This is a genomic window from Streptomyces luteolus, assembly GCF_029968015.1.
Taxonomy (GTDB): Bacteria; Actinomycetota; Actinomycetes; order Streptomycetales; family Streptomycetaceae; genus Streptomyces; species Streptomyces luteolus.
Genome location: NZ_JASCIS010000006.1, coordinates 176,181 through 190,178 on the forward strand (window position 1 = coordinate 176,181; position 13,998 = coordinate 190,178).

10 protein-coding genes and 1 pseudogene are annotated in these 13,998 nt (G+C 72.3%); 5 read left to right on the top strand and 6 right to left on the bottom strand.

Going from position 1 to position 13,998, the window contains the following annotated elements; all coding sequences use genetic code 11:
- Nucleotides 1–20 precede the first annotated feature (20 nt).
- The gene (gene mmsA, locus QIT00_RS08205) at nucleotides 21–1,523 is read left to right on the top strand and encodes a CoA-acylating methylmalonate-semialdehyde dehydrogenase (protein ID WP_282534458.1); all 1,503 of its coding nucleotides are present in this window, start codon (nucleotides 21–23) and stop codon (nucleotides 1,521–1,523) included.
- Between the two features lie 57 nt (nucleotides 1,524–1,580).
- Here the strand turns inward: mmsA and QIT00_RS08210 are convergent, their stop codons facing one another.
- A complete protein-coding gene (locus QIT00_RS08210) occupies nucleotides 1,581–1,892 on the bottom strand; it encodes a CBU_0592 family membrane protein (RefSeq protein ID WP_282534459.1) in 312 nt (103 codons plus the stop codon).
- Nucleotides 1,893–2,034: 142 nt separating this feature from the next.
- Nucleotides 2,035–2,469 (bottom strand): GNAT family N-acetyltransferase, encoded by a 435-nt coding sequence (locus QIT00_RS08215; RefSeq protein ID WP_282534460.1) that lies wholly within the window; start codon nucleotides 2,467–2,469, stop codon nucleotides 2,035–2,037.
- A gap of 117 nt (nucleotides 2,470–2,586) precedes the next feature.
- On the opposite strand from QIT00_RS08215, the gene QIT00_RS08220 reads away from it, so the two are divergent.
- From QIT00_RS08220 to QIT00_RS08230, 3 genes are all read left to right on the top strand, one after another.
- A complete protein-coding gene (locus QIT00_RS08220; protein ID WP_282534461.1) occupies nucleotides 2,587–5,241 on the top strand; it encodes an alpha/beta fold hydrolase in 2,655 nt (884 codons plus the stop codon).
- The gene (locus tag QIT00_RS08225; RefSeq protein ID WP_282534462.1) at nucleotides 5,238–6,131 is read left to right on the top strand and encodes an ABC transporter permease; all 894 of its coding nucleotides are present in this window, start codon (nucleotides 5,238–5,240) and stop codon (nucleotides 6,129–6,131) included. Before QIT00_RS08220 ends, QIT00_RS08225 begins: the two co-directional genes overlap by 4 nt.
- Nucleotides 6,132–6,237: 106 nt before the next feature.
- Nucleotides 6,238–7,947 (top strand): hypothetical protein, encoded by a 1,710-nt coding sequence (locus QIT00_RS08230; RefSeq protein WP_282534463.1) that lies wholly within the window; start codon nucleotides 6,238–6,240, stop codon nucleotides 7,945–7,947.
- 119 nt (nucleotides 7,948–8,066) lie between these two features.
- On the opposite strand, the gene QIT00_RS08235 is transcribed toward QIT00_RS08230, so the two are convergent.
- The 3 genes and pseudogenes from QIT00_RS08235 to QIT00_RS08245 form a co-directional block, all read right to left on the bottom strand.
- Complete coding sequence (locus tag QIT00_RS08235; protein WP_282534464.1) at nucleotides 8,067–9,779, bottom strand: YfbK domain-containing protein; 1,713 nt, start codon at nucleotides 9,777–9,779, stop codon at nucleotides 8,067–8,069.
- Between the two features lie 187 nt (nucleotides 9,780–9,966).
- Nucleotides 9,967–10,523 (bottom strand): annotated as a pseudogene (locus QIT00_RS38725) (acyl-CoA dehydrogenase family protein); the annotation flags it as partial.
- 7 nt (nucleotides 10,524–10,530) lie between these two features.
- Nucleotides 10,531–11,010: an SCP2 sterol-binding domain-containing protein gene (locus QIT00_RS08245; RefSeq protein ID WP_282534466.1), complete on the bottom strand. Its 480-nt coding sequence runs from the start codon at nucleotides 11,008–11,010 to the stop codon at nucleotides 10,531–10,533.
- 195 nt (nucleotides 11,011–11,205) lie between these two features.
- Here QIT00_RS08245 and QIT00_RS08250 point away from each other — a divergent pair, with 195 nt between their 5' ends.
- Nucleotides 11,206–13,134, top strand: a complete 1,929-nt coding sequence (locus QIT00_RS08250; protein WP_282534467.1) for an AMP-dependent synthetase/ligase — start codon at nucleotides 11,206–11,208, stop codon at nucleotides 13,132–13,134.
- Nucleotides 13,135–13,254: 120 nt separating this feature from the next.
- Here the strand turns inward: QIT00_RS08250 and QIT00_RS08255 are convergent, their stop codons facing one another.
- Nucleotides 13,255–13,893 (bottom strand): class F sortase, encoded by a 639-nt coding sequence (locus QIT00_RS08255; RefSeq protein WP_282534468.1) that lies wholly within the window; start codon nucleotides 13,891–13,893, stop codon nucleotides 13,255–13,257.
- Nucleotides 13,894–13,998 lie beyond the last annotated feature (105 nt).

A 13,998-nucleotide genomic window follows, 5' to 3' on the forward strand; every position in this document is an offset into this window, starting at 1 on the left:
CCGCAAGGGAGCTGTACGCCATGACGAAGACCGTTCACCACTGGATCGGCGGCAAGACCGTTCAGGGCACGTCGGGTAACTCCGGCCCGGTCACCGATCCGGCGACCGGCGAGGTGACCACCCGCGTCGACTTCGCCTCCCTCGCCGAGGTGGACGCCGCGGTCGCCGCGGCCAAGGCCGCCTACGCGGACTGGGGCCAGTCCTCGCTCGCGCAGCGCACCGCCGTCCTTTTCAAGTTCCGCGGGCTGCTCGACGCCAACCGGGACGCGATCGCCGAGCTGATCACCGCCGAGCACGGCAAGGTGCACTCGGACGCGCTCGGCGAGGTCGCGCGCGGCCTGGAGATCGTGGACCTGGCGTGCGGGATCACCGTGCAGCTGAAGGGCGAGCTGTCGACCCAGGTGTCCAGCCGCGTGGACGTGGCCTCGATCCGCCAGCCGCTCGGCGTGGTCGCGGGCATCACGCCGTTCAACTTCCCGGCGATGGTGCCGATGTGGATGTTCCCGCTGGCCATCGCGTGCGGCAACACCTTCATCCTGAAGCCCAGCGAGAAGGACCCGTCGGCCTCCCTGAAGATCGCCGAGCTGCTCGCGGAGGCCGGGCTTCCGGAGGGCGTCTTCAACGTCGTGCACGGTGACAAGGTCGCCGTCGACCGCCTCCTTGAGCACCCGGACGTCGCCGCCGTCTCCTTCGTCGGCTCGACCCCGATCGCCAAGTACATCCACACCACCGCCTCCGCCAACGGCAAGCGCGTCCAGGCGCTCGGCGGCGCCAAGAACCACATGCTGGTCCTGCCCGACGCCGACCTGGACGCGGCCGCCGACGCCGCGGTCTCCGCCGCGTACGGCTCGGCCGGTGAGCGCTGCATGGCGATCTCCGCGGTCGTCGCGGTCGGTGACATCGCCGACGAGCTCGTCGCCAAGATCCGCGAGCGCGCCGAGAAGATCAAGATCGGCCCGGGCAACGACCCGACGTCCGAGATGGGCCCGCTGATCACCGCCGCCCACCGCGACAAGGTCGCCGGTTATGTGCGGGGCGCCAAGGAGCAGGGCTGCGAGGTCGTCCTCGACGGCACCGGCCACTCGGTCGAGGGCTTCGAGAACGGCCACTGGATCGGCCTGTCCCTGCTCGACCGCGTCCCGGTCACCGCCGACGCGTACCAGGACGAGATCTTCGGCCCGGTCCTGTGCGTGCTTCGCACCGAGACGTACGAGGAGGGCCTGGCCCTCATCAACAACTCGCCGTTCGGCAACGGCACCGCGATCTTCACCCGGGACGGCGGCGCCGCCCGCCGCTTCCAGCTGGAGGTCGAGGCCGGCATGGTCGGCGTGAACGTGCCGATCCCGGTGCCCGTGGGCTACCACTCCTTCGGTGGCTGGAAGGACTCGCTCTTCGGCGACCACCACATCTACGGCAACGACGGCACGCACTTCTACACCCGCGGCAAGGTCGTCACCACCCGCTGGCCCGACCCGGCGGACGCCCCGACCGGCGTCGACCTGGGCTTCCCGCGCAACCACTGACCACCGGCGCACAGCCCCCGACCACAGTGCGTGGCCGGGGGCTGTGCCCTGTGTGCGTCAGTGCGCGACCTGGGCGCAGGCGCAGGTCGTGGTGGTCGAGTCGGTGGCGCGGCCGCTGCGGACCTTGGCCAGCTCCAGCTGTCGGCGGGCCAGCGAGGCGGCGGCGATCACGATCCACGCCGTCTCCAGGAGGATGATCCCGGTCTGCTTGCCGAGCACCAGCGAACCGGCGAGCATCACCGAGGACTCGGTGAGCAGCAGGACCGGGTAGACGCTCTTGCGCGGGTGGATGGTGCCGGTGGAGAGCAGCGCGAAGGTCGTGATCATCATCAGCGCCGCGGCGATCTGGACGTACTCGAAGAACAGCATGGTGCGGGAAGCTGCCTTTCAGGGTGAGCAAGCTTCCCGCCTGCAATGGGGCCGCACCCAGGGATCGCTCCCGGAACGCGGCGCTCTGTTCGGTGCCTCCAGTAAGCCCGAGGCGCAGGCGCGGAGCAAGGGACTCTCGCCCTCAGCTTGAACGCCGTTCAAAATCCCACACCAGTACGGCACACCCGCCCGCGCCCACCGCCCCCGTCGCGCGGTACGTCGCCAGGGCACCGGCGTTGTCCAGGTCCACGCCGACCCACAGGTCGTAGCAGCCCCTCTCCTCGCAGAGGGCGGTCAGCGCGGCGATGAGGGCGCGGGCGATCCCGCGGCGCCGGTAGGGCTCGGCCACGCCCAGCTCGTACAGGCACATCTCGACGCCCTTGTCCGGGTGCAGCATCTCGATGCCTGTGATGAAGCCGACCGGCCGGTCATCGGCGTACGCGAGGAACATATGGTGACCGGCGGCGGACAGGAAGCGCTCGGCCCATTCGGGGCGCGCCGGGGAGTCGAACAGCGGCCCGGCGGCGGTGAGTTGGTCGACGGTGGTGGCGCGGCGGATGTCGTGCGGCGTCGGCATACCGGATTCGTACCACGGCTGCGGTACGCGGGATCCGCCGTCTACGACCGGGGGAGGTGACGAGGTTCCCCCTGCCGGGTGCCCCGGCTGTCAGACCTCGCCCGTACGGTGGAACGCATGCAACGAGACACGTCAGGGCCGAGGCGGCTCCGGGCCCGGCTGCGCGGACGGCGGCTGCTCGCGGTGGTGGCCGCCGTCGCCGTGCTCGCCGGGGGCGGCGCGGCCACGGCCGTCGCCGCGGGAGACGACGGACCCGCGGTGCACCGCGAGGACCGGGCGCTGCCCATGGGCGGCGGAGTGCGCGTCGACACGTCGTACTTCACGGCGGGGGACGCGGACACGAAACGGCCCGCCGTGCTGATCGGGCACGGCTTCGGCGGCAGCAAGAGCGACGTCAGGGCGCAGGCCGAGAAGCTCGCCGCCGAGGGGTACGCGGTGCTGACCTGGTCCGCGCGCGGCTTCGGCAAGTCCGGCGGCAAGATCGGCCTCAACGACCCGAAGGCCGAGGTCGCCGACGCCTCCCGGCTGATCGACTGGCTGGCGAAGCGCCCCGAGGTCCAGCTGCAGGGCGAGGGCGACCCGCTGGTCGGCATGACCGGAGCCTCGTACGGCGGCGCGGTCTCCCTGCTCACGGCCGGGCACGACGAGCGCGTGGACGCCATCGCCCCCGCGATCACGTACTGGAACCTGGCCGACGCCCTGTTCCCGAACGGCGTGTTCAAGAAGCTGTGGGCCGGAATGTTCCTGTCCACCGGCGGTGGCTGCCGGGCCTTCGAGCCGCAGCTGTGCGCCATGTACAACCGCGTCGCCGAGAGCGGCAAGCCGGACGAGAAGGCCCGCGAGCTCCTTCAGGCCCGCAGCCCGGCCGCCGTCGGCGACAAGATCGACGTACCGGCCCTGATCATGCAGGGCCAGACCGACTCCCTGTTCCCGCTCTCCCACGCCGACGCCATGGCCAGAACCATCGGCGACAACGGCGCGCCCGTCGCCGTCGACTGGATCGCGGGCGGACACGACGGCGGCGACCTGGAGGCGAGCCGCCTGGAGTCCCGCGTCACCGCCTGGTTCGACCGGTATCTGAAGGACGACAAGTCCGCCGACACCGGCAGCCCGTTCCGGGTCACCCGCTCCGGCGGCGTCGACTCCACGGACGGCCGCACCCAGCTGCGCGGCGCCACCGACGCCGAGTACCCGGGCCTCGACCACGGCCGCCGGGACGTCGCCCTGCGCGGCGGCACCAAGCGGTTCGAGAACCCGGCCGGGGCCAGCCCGCCCGCGATCTCCAACGTCCCCGGCCTCACCGGGAACTTCACCCAGCTGTCCTCGCTCGGCCTCGGCGGCCTCTCCACCGACTTCCCCGGCCAGCACGCCGCCTTCGAGTCGGCCCCGCAGAAGTCGGACCTGCACATCACCGGCACACCCACGGTCGACCTGCACATCACATCGAGCCGTCAGGACGCGGTCCTCTTCGGCAAGGTCTACGACGTCGGCCCGGACGGACGGCAGCGCGTCCTGCCCTCCCAGCTCGTCGCGCCGATCCGGGTCGAGGACGCCAAGGGCGGCAAGGACGTGGAGCTCACGCTGCCCGCCATCGACCACGAGATCCGGGCCGGCCACCGGCTGCGCCTCGTCCTCTCCTCCACCGACCTCGGGTACGCCTCACCGGCCGCCCCCGCCACCTACACCGTGACGCCGAAGAGCGACCTGCACGTGCCCGTGGTGCCCGAGCTCACCACCGCGGCCACCCCGCTGCCCGCCTGGGTCTGGTGGCTGCCCCTCGGCGCCCTGGCCCTCGCGGGCGGGCTGCTGCTCACCGCCCGTCGCCGCACGACCCCACCGGCTCCGGACCCGACGCTCGCCGAAGTCCCGCTGCAGATCACGGACTTGAGCAAGAAGTACGGCAAGTCGGACAGCTATTCCGTACGCGACCTCTCCTTCCGCGTCGAGAAGGGCCAGGTCCTCGGGCTGCTCGGGCCCAACGGCGCCGGGAAGACCACCACCCTGCGGATGCTGATGGGCCTGATCGCCCCGGACGGCGGCGAGATCCGGCTCTTCGGGCACGCCGTGCGGCCCGGCGCGCCCGTGCTCTCCCGGGTCGGCGCGTTCGTCGAGGGCGCGGGCTTCCTGCCGCACCTCTCGGGCCGCGAGAACCTCACGCTGTACTGGGCGGCGACGGGCCGTCCGGCCGAGGACGCGCACATCGACGAGGCCCTGGAGATCGCCGGGCTCGGCGACGCCCTCGCCCGCGCGGTGCGCACCTACTCGCAGGGCATGCGGCAGCGCCTCGCCATCGCCCAGGCCATGCTCGGCCTGCCGGACCTGCTGATCCTCGACGAGCCGACCAACGGCCTCGACCCGCCGCAGATCCGCGAGATGCGCGAGGTGATGATCCGGTACGCGGCGCAGGGCCGCACCGTCATCGTCTCCAGCCATCTCCTCGCCGAGGTCGAGCAGTCCTGCACGCACCTCGTCGTCATGGACCGCGGTCGGCTCGTCCAGGCCGGTCCCGTCGCCGAGATCGTCGGCTCCGGGCAGACCCTTCTGGTCGGCACGGAGCGGGAGTTGGAGCCGGTCCTGGTCGAGAAGATCGACGCTCTGGAGGGCGTGCAGTCGGCCGTCGCCGCGGAGGGCGGCGTCCTGGTCCGGCTCGACGGCGCCCCGGTCGCCGAGCTCCTCGCCGAACTGGTCCGGCTCGACGTCCCGGTCACGAGCGTCGGACCGCACCGAAGGCTGGAGGACGCCTTCCTGACCCTGATCGGAGGACCGGCATGAGCGGGACGACGACCGTGACCGGCGGCAAGGGCCCGGGTGCCGCCGTGGACGCCGCACCCGGCTACCGCGCCGGGCGGACCCTGCCCCTGCGGGTGGAGCTGCGCCGCCAGCTCGGCCGCCGCCGCACCCTGGTGATGGGCGCGGTCCTCGCGGTCCTGCCGCTGATCCTGGTCGCCGCCTTCGCCATCGGCGGCACCCCGGAGGCCAGCGCGCGGCGCGGGGCGACGCTCATGCAGGTCGCCACCGAGTCCGGCGCGAACTTCGCCGCGACCTGCCTGTTCGTCTCGGCCGGGTTCCTGCTCGTGGTGCCCGTCGCGCTGTTCTGCGGGGACACGGTCGCCTCCGAGGCCAGCTGGTCCTCGCTGCGCTATCTGCTCGCCGCGCCCGTGCCGCGTGCCCGGCTGCTGTGGAGCAAGCTCGCGGTCGCGCTCGGCCTGAGCGCCGCCGCGATGCTCCTGATGCCCCTGGTCGCGCTAGCGGTCGGTACGGTCGCGTACGGCTGGGGGCCACTGGAACTGCCCACCGGAGGAGGCCTCGCGGCCGGAGATTCGGCGCTGCGGCTCCTGGTGGTCGTGGCGTACATCTTCGCGTCCCAACTGGTCACCGCGGGGCTCGCGTTCTGGCTCTCCACGAAGACCGACGCACCGCTGGGCGCGGTCGGCGGCGCCGTCGGCCTGACCATCGTCGGCAACGTCCTGGACGCGGTCACGGCCCTCGGCGACTGGCGGGACGTACTGCCCGCGCACTGGCAGTTCGCCTGGATCGACGCCCTCCAGCCCACCCCGGAGTGGGGCGGCATGATCCAGGGCACGGCGGTCTCGGTGACGTACGCGGTGATCCTGATCGCGCTCGCTTTCCGCGGCTTCGCGCGCAAGGACATTGTGAGCTGAGCCCACGAACGGGTGGCCCGGGCCGGGCCACCCGTTCGGCGTACGACCCGGGGCGCTCCCGGTGTGCCCCGGTTCGGCACAGGGCCCGCGCCGTCAGGGTGCAGCCATGGCAACGACGGCACCTCTCGTGGACACCCGCAGGCAGGCGACCCCGGTGCGGCGCCGACGAGGGCGGCGGCTGCTCCGCCTGCTGCCCGCGCTCGCCCCCGCCCTCGCGATCCTCGTCGCCGGGTACCAGCGCCGCTGGATGTCCGACGACGGTCATATCTACGTCCGCACGGTCCGGCAGATCCTCGTGGGCAACGGACCCGTGTTCAACCCGGGCGAACGCGCCGAGGCGTCCACCGGCACGCTCTGGCAGTGGCTGCTCGCCGCCGCGGGACTGCCCGGCTGGGACATCGCCACCGCCGCGGTGTACGGCGGACTGCTGCTCACCGCCGCCGGGTTCGCCCTCGCGGGCCTCGGCTGCCTGCGCCTGTACGGCCACTTGTACGGCCACCAGTACGGCAGCCGGTACGGGACGTCCCGCGCCCTGCCGCTCGGCGCGCTCACGCTGCTCGCGTTGCCGCCCGTCTGGGACTTCGCCACGTCCGGCCTGGAGACCGGGCTCGCCACCTGCTGGCTCGCGGGCGCCTGGCTGCTCCTGACCACGGCGCCCACCACCCCCTGGACCAGCGTGGTCCTCGGCCTCGGCCCGCTCGTCCGCCCCGAACTCGGCCTGGTCTCGGCCGTGTTCCTCGCCGCCCAGTGGCTGACCGTACGGCCCGGCCCCCGCCGCACCCTCGCCGGACTCGGCGCGGCCCTCGCCGCCCCGGTCGCGTACGAGGTGTTCCGCGCGGGCTACTACGGCCACCTCGTGCCGCTGCCCGGAGTCACCAAGGAGGCCTCGCGGAGCTTGTGGGCCCGCGGCCTCGGCTACCTCGCCGATCTCACGGGCCCGTATCTGCTCTGGCTGCCCGCCCTGTTCATCCTCGCCGCGCTGCTCCCCGCCCGCGCCGCCGGACCCCGCACACCCCTGATCCCCACCCTCGCGCCGGTCGTCGCGGGCCTGCTCTGCTGGGTGTACGTGATCAAGGTCGGCGGTGACTTCATGCACGGGCGGATGCTGCTGCCCGGCCTGTTCCTGCTGCTGCTCCCGGTCTTCCTGGTCCCCGCCACCCGCCCCTGGACCCTCGCCGCGACGGCCACCGCGGTCTGGGCCGTCCTCTGCGCGGGCTTGCTGCGCACTCCGTACGAGGGCGGGTTCGGGCCGGACGGTATCGCCGACGAGCGCGGGGTCTACGTCCAGCAGAACGCCGACCCGCACCCTGTGCACCACACCTTCGCGGGCGCGGACGGGCACGCCGCGTACGGGGAGTCGGCGCGTACGGCTGCGCCGCTCCGGCTGCTGCTCGGCCCTGTGTCGGTGGCCGGGGGAGCGCCCACGGTCACCGGTGTCCACAACGTCCTCGGCATGAACGGCACCGCGGTCCCGCTCTCCGGCGCCGCCCTCGACCGGATCGGCCTGGCCTATCCACTGGCCGCGCACTCCGAGCGGCGGCGCGGCGGGCGGGTCGGGCACGACAAGCAGCTGCCGGTGGAGTGGATCGTCGCGGACCGGGGCGCGGGCGAACTCCCGCCCGGGGCCGACCCGTCGAAGGTCGCGGCGGCCCGACGCGCCCTCGGCTGCCCGGCCCTCGCGGACCTGCGCGCGGCGGCACGCGCGCCGCTGACGCCGAGGCGTTTCGTCGACAACCTCACGGGCGCGTGGACCCGAACGACCTTCCGCTTCCCGAACGATCCGGTGGCGGCGGAGGGGAAGCTGTGCGGGCGGTGAGGGGCCTTTCGTGCCCCGAAAGGGGCGCGGGGAACTGCGCGACCAGCCACGACGGCGCGGCACCCGAAAGACAGCGCCGCAGGCTTTCGGGAAGGGGCGGGGAGGGGAAAGGACCCGCCCTAGCCCCGCAGCTCCGCCGCCTGCCGCACAGCCGTGGCCAGCCGCCGCACATCCGCCTCCGCCGGATCATCCGACCCGCCCGCCAACCGATCGGCGTGCTCGGACAGTTCGGCGAGCGACATCCGCCCGGGCAGCGGCGTGAACCGATCCTCGCCGGAGCCGGAGCCGGAGCCGGAGCCGGAGCCGGAGCCGGAGCCGGAGCCGGAGCCGGAGCCGGAGCCCGCAAGCGCAGGCTCGGGGCAAGAGGCGGTCGGGTCGTCGTAAGGGCACCCGGACGGCTCAGGCCGATACGAAGCCGCCCGCAGCGCGTCCGCGAAGTACGCCGCGACCGCGCTCACCTGGAAGCCCCGGTCCGCTCCGTCCCACAGCGGCCGCCCGAGCTGCTCGGCGCTGATCTTCTGTGAACGCTCGTGTGGCGTACGGGACTTGGGGTCCTGCCAGCGCACATGTGCCGTCGCCACATGCCCGTCGCCGGACCCCGCGCCCTCCTTCAGCCGTACCGCATAGAGCGCCGTCACCGAGTGGCCGGGGCCGACCTCGCCGCCGTCGACCCGGTCGTCGCGGAAGTCCTCGTCGGCGACCTGCCGGTTGTCGTAGCCGATCAGCCGGAACTTGTCGACGGTCTTCGGGTCGAACGCGACCTGCGCCTTGGCGTCCCGGGCGCGCAGCTCGATGTGCGCGGGCAGGTCGTCGCTGAACACCTTGCGGGCCTCGGCGGGATCCGAGACGTACGTGGTGTGACCGTCGCCCTTGTCCGCGAGTCGCTCCATCAGCGCGTCGCCGTAGTCGCTGCCGACCCCGACGCCGAAGAGCGTGATGCCGTGCTCGCGGCGGGCCTCGGAGATCCGCTCCAGGATGGTGTCGGCGCTGGTCGCACCGGTGTTGGCGAGCGCGTCGGAGAGCAGCACGACCCGGTTGGTGGCGCCCTTCGTGCGGCCCTCGACGGCGGTGTCGTAGCCGGTGCGGATGCCCGCCTCCAGGTTGGTGGAGTCGGTGGGCTCCAGGCCGTCGACCGCCGCGTGCACCCGGTCGCGGTCGGCGTCCTCGGCGAGGCGGGTCATCGGCAGTACGGTCTCGGCCTCGTCGCTGAACGTCACGATCGCCACGGAGTCGTCGGCGCGCAGCCGGTCCGTCATGATGCCGAGCGACTCCTTGACCAGGTCGAGCCGGCCGGGCTCGGCCATGGAGCCGGAGATGTCGATGACGAACGTGAGCGCCGCGGGCGGCCGCTTCGCCGCGTCCGCGGACTTGGTGGCGAGCCCGACCCGCAGCAGCGACCAGTCGTCGCCCGCGGCGCCGGGCGCCTTCGCGCCGTCGACGTTCACGGAGATGCCGTTGCCCTTCGGCTGCGGATAGTCCTGCCGGAAGCTGTTGACGAACTCCTCGGGCCGCACGGTCGACGGGTCGGGCAGCCGCCCCTCGCCGAGGGTGCGCCGCGCATAGCCGTACGAGGCGGTGTCCACGTCCAGGGCGAACGTGGAGAGGTAGTCCGGCGGTGGCACGAACTCCCGCCCCTCGTCCGACTCCCGCTGTCCGTCGGGCCGTTCGGACGCGGCGGGAGCGGGCAGCGCCTCACCCGATCCGCCCGGCCGCTTGGCCGCGCCGGAGTCCGACGCGCTGTTCGTGCCCCCGCCCGAGCACCCGGTGAGCAGCACACCCCCGAGGGCGAGCCCCACCACCCCCTTGCGCACCCAGCCATCCCCACGAGCCATGTCCGGCCGCCCCCTTCAGTCGTCCAGTTCCTGTGACTGTGACGCGGAAGGGGGCGTATCGGACCGGCCGTCAGAGTTGCGGATCGGTCACAGAATCAGCCCGTCCGGCGTTTGAGGACGAGCCCGCAGGGCGAAACGGGGGTCCGGGGGCGGAGCCCCTGGGCATCGAGCCACGCCCAGGGCGCCTGATGGGCCGCCCGTACGCCTCGCGCTCCCCGGCGTAGTCGAGGCCGTACTCGTACGCGGCGCGCGCGATGCCGAGCGCCTGCCGCGCCGACCGTGGGGCGGCTCACCTCGAACGTGGCCGTCGCGGCCTGCGACTTGGCCCCGGCGGAGCCTTCCCGTACGCGGGCGAGCGGGGCGGCACGATGAACGCGGCCTGGCCGCGGGCCCCGAGCTCCGGGTCGACGGAGGCGACGACGACATGCACGTTCGCGATGCCGCCGTTGGTGATCCAGGCGGGACCCTTCCCCAAGTTCTCCACTACGTTCGAGCAGGGGAGACCTCAATGGCCAACTGGTCCGGCGTACCGGACGAGAAGATCCCGGCGACCGCGAGCGAGGTGCCGGACAGCGCCATGCCGATGCCCGCGTCGCCCCAGAACAGCTCCTCGTTGGCGATCTGCAGCGAGATGCCGCTGGGGTCGCCGAACAGGTCGGCCAGGGACTCGAATCCGGCGAAGCCGTGCACCCAGTCCTTCAGGTCCTGCTGTTCCTCGGTCAGTCCGAGGGAGGAACCGGCCACACGGGCCTCACGCCTTCGGGATGTCGAAGTAGCGGGTGAGCCCGGCGGCGAGCGCGACATCGCCCGCGATCCTGAGCTTGCGGGTCATGAACATCGTGACCGGGTTGGCGTTGCCAGACACCAGCTTCAGGAACTCGGCGTCGCCCAGTACGAGCGTGACGCGCGGCTCCGCGTCCGAGCGGCCCTCGGTGACCGTGCAGGTGCCGTCCGCGATCCGGGTCTCGTAGACCGCCTCGCTGTCGCCGCCGCCCACCTTCCAGCGGATCAGCGCCTCCAGGCTGCCCGCCGTCTCCGGCTTGAACTGCCGGCCCATGCGGCCGAACACCTCGGCGAGCACCCGGGCGCGCAAGGGCTGGTCCCGCGCGATCTCGTTGATCTGCTTGCCGGACAGGCCCTTCACGATCTCCGCGAACTCCTCGGGCGATACGCCCGCGAAGTCCAACTCCGCCAGATTGTCAAGGTTGTTCGGGTTCCCGCTGCTCGCCATGGAAGCCTCCAGCCTCCTCGCTCATCACTGAACACAATCCTTACTCGCGAGTAAGCTTACTCGGAAGTCAGACATCCGCCAGCCCCATTGATTTCTGCTTACGCATCGGTAAGTTGACGAACACGTAAAGAACTTGCACCGCAGCACGGCACGGAAGCGAACAGCACCGCACGCACGCCGACAACGGAGCCGACCATGGGCGTACGCAAGGATCTGAAACGGGCGAAGCAGCGCAGCGACCTCGCGGCTCGCGTCCATACGGAGCTGATCAGGGAGGACGGCGTCGTCCGCGAGGTGCGCACCGCCGCCTTCGACACCGCCTCCGCCACCGGCACGACCGCCGACATCCCCTTCACCAACGCCGCCGAGGCGCCCGACGCGGTGGTCCTGCGCCGCAAGGAGGCCGGCACCTGGCGTCCCGTGACGGCGTCGGCCTTCGCCCGCGAAGTCACCGCCGCCGCCAAGGGGTTGATCGCGGCGGGCCTCGAACCGGGCGGCCGCGTCGCCCTGATGTCCCGTACGCGCTACGAGTGGGCCGTGCTCGACTTCGCGATCTGGGCGGCCGGCGGCCAGACCGTACCGGTCTACGCCACCTCGTCCGCCGAGCAGATCGCGTGGATCGTCGAGGACTCAGGGGCTCGCTTCGTCATCGCCGAGACCGAGGAGAACGCCCGTACGGTACGGGCCGCCTGTGCGTCGATGGGTGTGTCGATGGGTGATCAGCCCAGGTTGTGGGAGCTGGACTCCGGCGCGATCCTCGAACTCGCCCGCCTCGGCCGGGACGTCGACGACGCGGAGGCGGACAAGCGCCGGGCCGCGCTCACCCCGGACACCATCGCGACCGTCTGCTACACCTCCGGCACCACCGGCCGCCCCAAGGGCTGCGTCCTCACCCACGGCAATCTGCACGCCGAGGCCGCCAGTACCGTCGAGCTCCTGCACCCGATCTTCAAGGAGGTCACAGGCCAGGTCGCCACGACTCTCCTCTTCCTGCCGCTCGCGCACATCCTCGGCCGGGTCATCCAGGTCGCCTGCATGCTCGCGCGGATCGAGGTCGGCCACTGCCCGAGCATCAAGCCCGATGAACTCCGCCCCGAACTGCGCTCGTTCAGGCCCACCTTCGTCGTCGGCGTCCCGTACCTCTTCGAGAAGATCCACGACACCGGCCGCGCCACCGCCGAGAAGATCGGCCGCGGCTCCTCCTTCGAGCGCGCCGACCGGATCGCCGTCCGCTTCGGCGAGGCCTACCTCGACAAGTTCCTCGACCGGGGCAAGGGCCCCTCGCTCGGCCTCTACCTCGCCTGGGCGCTGTACGACCTGCTCGTCTACCGCCGCGTCCGCCAGGAGATCGGCGGCAGGCTGCGCTACGCCATCAGCGGCGGCTCCCCCCTCGACCGCCGCCTCAACCTCTTCTTCTACGCCGCCGGAATCATCGTGTACGAGGGCTACGGCCTGACCGAGACCACCGCCGCGGCCACGATCATCCCGCCGCTCGGCCCACGCCCCGGCACCGTCGGCCTGCCCGTCCCCGGCACCTCGGTACGCATCGCCGACGACGGGGAGGTGCTGATCAAGGGCCCCATCGTCTTCGGCTCGTACTGGAACAACCCCGACGCCACCGAACAGGTCCTGGACGGCGGCTGGTTCGCGACCGGGGACCTCGGGGCGCTCGACGACGACGGCTATCTGCGGATCACCGGCCGCAAGAAGGACATCCTCGTCACCAGCGGCGGCAAGAACGTCTCACCCGCCGTCCTGGAGGACCGCCTCCGCAGCCGCCCGCCCATCGGCCAGTGCATCGTCGTCGGCGACAATCGCCCCTTCGTCGGCGCCGTCATCACCCTCGAACCCGACGCCGTCGAACACTGGCTGGCCGTCCGCAAGGCGCCCAGGGACACCCCCATGTCCGAGGTGATCAAGGACCCGCGGATGCTCGCCGAGGTCCAGAAGGCGGTGGACTACGCCAACGAGGCCGTCTCGCGGGCCGAGTCCATCCGTAAGTTCGCCGTCGTGGAGGGCGAGTTCACCGAGGACAACGGCCTGCTCACGCCCTCGCTGAAGATCAAACGGCACGCGGTGGCGCGCGCGTACGAGCAGCAGATCGAGGTCCTCTATGAGTCCTGAGGCCGCTGCCGGGGGAGGTGGAAGTAGTACAGGCTGTGGGGGCTGTGGGGGCTGTGGGGGCGGTTACGGCACCCAGATCCTGCTGCACACCCTGCCGCGTGAGCGAGGGCTCCCGGCCGGCTATTTGACGCCGGTCAGGCGGGCGTAGACGACGGTGTTGCCCTGGTAGGTGCCGGTGGACTGGGAGTACGCGCCGCCGCAGGTGATCACCCGCAGCTCGGGCCGGTCGGACTGCCCGTACACCCGCGCGTCCGGGAACGCGTCGCCCGGCACCAGCTCCACCCGGTCGACGGTGAACACCGCGGTACTGCCGTCCTCCCGGTCCACCTCCACCGTGTGGCCGGCCCGCAGCGCGCCCAGGTCGTAGAAGACGGCGGGCCCGGTCGCCGAGTCGAGGTGGCCCGCCGTGACGGCCGTGCCCGCCGAACCCGGCGTCGTACCGTCCTGGAACCAGCCCGCCACCTGCGGCAGATTCCCCGGCGGCACATCGAGGGTGCCGTCCGGGAGGAGCCCGAGGGCGATCAGCGGCGCCTCCACATGGATCGCCGGGATCCTGATCCGCACCGGCCGGGACACCGGCAGCGCCTCGATCGTGCCGCCGGCCGCGTCCGCGCTCGCCGCCGCGGAGGGCGGCCGCGGCGGCTGCGCCTGCGCCCGCACACCGTCGGCCATCAGCCAGGCACCGACCAGCACACCGAGCGTGGTGAGCCCCGCGAGCGGAGCCTTGACACGGGGCAGGGGGCTGTACGAGGAGACCACGGGCTCACATCCGTAACTGAGAGGTGGACGGCGGGCTGTGGGGGGGGAGGGGGCGGAGAGGAGGTGCGCGGGGCTGGTGCCCGCCGCTTTCGCGCGGCTCGGGGG

Excerpts from the sequence above, each read along its gene's own strand:
- QIT00_RS08245 (WP_282534466.1), bottom strand. The coding sequence starts at position 11,010 with ATGGCGAGCAGCGGGAACCCGAACAACCTTGACAATCTGGCGGAGTTG.
- QIT00_RS08235 (WP_282534464.1), bottom strand. The coding sequence starts at position 9,779 with ATGGCTCGTGGGGATGGCTGGGTGCGCAAGGGGGTGGTGGGGCTCGCC.
- QIT00_RS08220 (WP_282534461.1), top strand. The coding sequence starts at position 2,587 with ATGCAACGAGACACGTCAGGGCCGAGGCGGCTCCGGGCCCGGCTGCGC.
- QIT00_RS08215 (WP_282534460.1), bottom strand. The coding sequence starts at position 2,469 with ATGCCGACGCCGCACGACATCCGCCGCGCCACCACCGTCGACCAACTC.
- QIT00_RS08210 (WP_282534459.1), bottom strand. The coding sequence starts at position 1,892 with ATGCTGTTCTTCGAGTACGTCCAGATCGCCGCGGCGCTGATGATGATC.
- mmsA (WP_282534458.1), top strand. The coding sequence starts at position 21 with ATGACGAAGACCGTTCACCACTGGATCGGCGGCAAGACCGTTCAGGGC.
- QIT00_RS08225 (WP_282534462.1), top strand. The coding sequence starts at position 5,238 with ATGAGCGGGACGACGACCGTGACCGGCGGCAAGGGCCCGGGTGCCGCC.
- QIT00_RS08250 (WP_282534467.1), top strand. The coding sequence starts at position 11,206 with ATGGGCGTACGCAAGGATCTGAAACGGGCGAAGCAGCGCAGCGACCTC.
- QIT00_RS08230 (WP_282534463.1), top strand. The coding sequence starts at position 6,238 with ATGGCAACGACGGCACCTCTCGTGGACACCCGCAGGCAGGCGACCCCG.